Source organism: Microbacterium sp. ISL-103 (assembly GCF_018613995.1).
Lineage (GTDB): Bacteria > Actinomycetota > Actinomycetes > Actinomycetales > Microbacteriaceae > Microbacterium.
In genome coordinates this window covers 1-3,028 of the sequence record NZ_JAGGPD010000629.1, presented here as the reverse complement: position 1 = coordinate 3,028, position 3,028 = coordinate 1, and the positions used below count along the sequence as shown (strand labels likewise).

Here is a 3,028-nt window from a genome sequence, read left to right as displayed (position 1 = left end):
GGACGTGGTCCCTGTCGGAACCCCGGCGGCGCTGTCGACCGCGCGGTGGGTGAGCCCGCGCGAGCCGTCTGCGGCGAGCACGGCGAGTCCGGCATCCGCGATGAGCCGTCTTCGGGTCTCGTTCTTCGCCATCCGAGAACCCTATCGCGACTACTACAGGTGACGTGGAGGCCCTCGCCGATCCGGTGTCGGAGTGCGGCCTAGGCTGAGAGCATGTCAGAGCATTCCGACAGCGAGTACGTCTTCGGTCGCCATCAGCCCGCCTCCCACGTCATCATCCACGTCAGCGATCCGCACTTCCTCGCCGGCGGCGCACGTCTCGGCGGGCGCTACGACGTCGAGACCACCTTCGCGCGGACTCTCGAGGCGATCCGCGCCGTGCACCCGCACCCGGATGCGATCCTCGTCACCGGAGACCTGGCAGACCTCGGCGAGCGCGATGCCTATCGCCGTCTTCGCGCCGCCGTCGAGCCGGTCGCCGACGAGCTGGGAACGGTCGTCGTCTGGGTGGCGGGCAATCACGACGAGCGCCCCGCGCTGCGCGCCGAGCTGCTCGGCGGCGAGCCCACGCAGGAACCGGTGACGGGCGTCTGGGACCTCGACGGGCTGCGGTTGATCGCCCTCGACACGAGCGTGCCGGGCTGGCACCACGGCGATCTCGACGAGGCGCAGCTCGCGTGGCTGTCGGAGGTGCTCGAAGAGCCGGCCCCGCACGGCACCCTTCTCGCGATGCATCACCCACCGCTGCCGAGTCATCTTCCGCTGTTCGACATCCTCGAGCTGAGGCACCAGGACGAACTCGCCGAGGTGATCCGGGGGAGCGACGTGCGGGGCATCCTCGCGGGGCATCTGCACTACTCGTCGCACGGCACTTTCGCCGGAGTGCCGGTGAGCGTCTCGTCGGCCACCTGCTACACGATGAACGTCGCGCGACCGGCGGCGGACGTCAACGGGATGGATGCGGCGCAGGCGTTCGAGATCGTGCATGTGAGGCCTGACACGATCACGCACACGGTCGTGCCGGTGACCGACGCGCCCACCGGAGACTTCTTCTCCGAGAGGTGGCTCGCGAAGATGGCTGCGCTCAGCCCGGACGAGCGACTCGAAGCGTTCTCGCGCAAACGCTGAGCCGGCGTCGTATCCCTGGCGGCGCATGCAGGCGGGCGTAGACTGGAAGCATCCCCCGCACCACACACTCGCCACTACCCACAAGGATGTGACATGGCTTCTGCCGCGCCTGCCCTCACCCGTACCGAGACCGATTCGCTCGGGAGCATGGAGATTCCCGCCGACGCGTACTGGGGGATCCACACTGCCCGAGCCGACGCGAACTTCCCCATCACGAAGCGACCGATCTCGGTCTACCCCGACCTCATCGTCGCCCTCGCGATGGTCAAGCAGGCCAGCGCCCGCGCCAACCGCGAGATCGGGGTCCTCGACGCCGAGCGCGCCGATCTGATCGACCGCGCGGCTCAGCGCGTCATCGACGGGGAGTTCCACGACCAGTTCACCGTGGGCGTCATCCAGGGCGGCGCCGGCACCTCGACGAACATGAACGCCAACGAGGTCATCACCAACATCGCCCTCGAACTCGCCGGGCGCGAGAAGGGCGACTACGCGTTCCTCTCGCCGATCGATCACACGAACCGCAGCCAGTCGACCAACGACGTCTACCCGACTGCCGTCAAGATCGGTCTCTCGCTGACCCTCCGCTCGCTGCTCGAGGAACTCGACCTGCTGCGAGTGTCGTTCCTGAACAAGTCGCACGAGTTCCACGACGTTCTGAAGGTCGGGCGCACGCAGCTGCAGGACGCCGTGCCGATGACCCTCGGCCAGGAGTTCCACGGGTTCGCCTCGACTCTCGGCTTCGACCACACCCGCCTCACCGAGAACGCCTCTCTCATGTTCGAGATCAACATGGGGGCCACCGCGATCGGCACGGGCATCACGACCCACGTCGACTACGCGCCCGCCGTGCTGAAGCACCTGCGCGAGATCACGTCGCTCGACCTCGTCACCTCTGCCGACCTCGTCGAGGCGACCAGTGACACGGGATCCTTCATGTCGTTCTCCTCGACTCTGAAGCGCAACGCGATGAAGCTCTCGAAGATCTGCAACGACCTGCGTCTGCTGTCGTCCGGTCCTCAGGCCGGGTTCGGCGAGATCAACCTTCCGGCCATGCAGGCGGGATCCAGCATCATGCCCGGCAAGGTGAACCCGGTGATCCCCGAGGTGGTCAACCAGGTGGCCTTCGCGGTGGCCGGTGCCGACATGACGGTGACGATGGCGGCTGAAGCAGGACAGCTCCAGCTGAACGCCTTCGAGCCCGTGATCGCTCACTCGATCTTCCAGTCGATCACCTGGATGCGTCAGGCGATGTGGACGCTGCGTGTCAACTGCGTCGACGGCATCACCGCGAACCGCGACCGCCTCGGCGCCATGGTCGGGGCCTCGGTCGGCGTGATCACGGCGCTCACGCCGTTCATCGGCTACGCGGCCGCAGCCGCTCTGGCCAAGACTGCACTGCTGACGAACCGCAACGTGGCCGACCTGGTCGTCGAGGCAGGTCTGATGTCACGCGACGAGGTGATCAAGCAGCTGTCGCCGGCACGCCTGTCGGGCCTCGAGGCGATCACAGCGGCAATTCCGGTCATCGCGTCAGAAGACCTGATCGAGATCTGAACAGGCGAGGGGCCCCGGCGGATCGCGCCGGGGCCCCTCTCATGTCCTGTGTCCGCGCCGAGCCGCGCGGGATGACTCAGTCGAGCACGCGACAGTGGGTGGTGAGCTCGCCGATCCCGTCGATCCCGACGGTGACCGTCGACCGGTCGCGGAGGAAGATCTGCGGGTCGCGGGAGTACCCGGCGCCGCCGGGGCTGCCGGTCGAGATCAGCGTGCCGGGCAGCAGCGTCAGCGACTGCGACAGGTGCGCGATGAGCTTTGCGACCGAACGCACCATCTGGTCCGTGCTGGCATCCTGCACCGTCTGTGCGTCGACGACGGCCCAGATGTGCAGGTCCTGCGGGTC

The 3,028-nt window shown here is 67.5% G+C and carries 3 protein-coding genes; 2 read left to right on the top strand and 1 reads right to left on the bottom strand.

Features of this window, described 5'->3' with window-relative positions; translation table 11 throughout:
- Window positions 1–213 precede the first annotated feature (213 nt).
- A complete protein-coding gene (locus tag J7E68_RS18875; RefSeq protein ID WP_215175082.1) occupies window positions 214–1,128 on the top strand; it encodes a metallophosphoesterase in 915 nt (304 codons plus the stop codon).
- A gap of 93 nt (window positions 1,129–1,221) precedes the next feature.
- The gene (locus J7E68_RS18870) at window positions 1,222–2,682 is read left to right on the top strand and encodes an aspartate ammonia-lyase (protein ID WP_215175081.1); all 1,461 of its coding nucleotides are present in this window, start codon (window positions 1,222–1,224) and stop codon (window positions 2,680–2,682) included.
- A 76-nt stretch (window positions 2,683–2,758) separates the two neighbouring features.
- Here the strand turns inward: J7E68_RS18870 and J7E68_RS18865 are convergent.
- Window positions 2,759–3,028, bottom strand: a 270-nt coding sequence (locus J7E68_RS18865; protein ID WP_215175080.1) for a fumarylacetoacetate hydrolase family protein, incomplete at its 5' end; no start/stop codon positions are given.